Source organism: Winogradskyella ouciana, assembly GCF_009709615.1.
GTDB lineage: Bacteria > Bacteroidota > Bacteroidia > Flavobacteriales > Flavobacteriaceae > Winogradskyella > Winogradskyella ouciana.
Genome location: NZ_WJYA01000341.1, coordinates 1 through 311, shown reverse-complemented (window position 1 = coordinate 311; position 311 = coordinate 1). Strand labels below are relative to the sequence as shown.

The window sequence follows — 311 nt, the reverse complement described above, 5'->3', positions numbered from 1 at the left end:
GGCAGCCAGTGCATCATCCAAATAAAACACCGTGTTCAGATTGTCTTCTGTCACCTTATTGCCACGCACAACATCCGTATCCTTGACTGGATACTTATAGATTTCAAGAACAGCTTTTTGCTCCATCATCGCTTCCCGCACGTCGTTTTCAATCTGTTCAGCGTCAATCTTGGCTTTACCTTTCACCCGACGAATATCAACAATTGGGGTGTAATCCAATTTCATCGCCTTTTTCCAAAGGCTTGTCCATTCCGTCTGCTTGATATAATTTTTGCCGAAATAACTTTTCTTCACAGGCAATAACACATGAA

The 311-nt window shown here is 42.1% G+C and carries 1 protein-coding gene; it reads right to left on the bottom strand.

Annotated features, from left to right (window positions below; genetic code table 11):
- The coding region (locus F1003_RS19310) for a protein rep (protein ID WP_162307033.1) at positions 1-311 on the bottom strand (311 nt) is incomplete at both ends.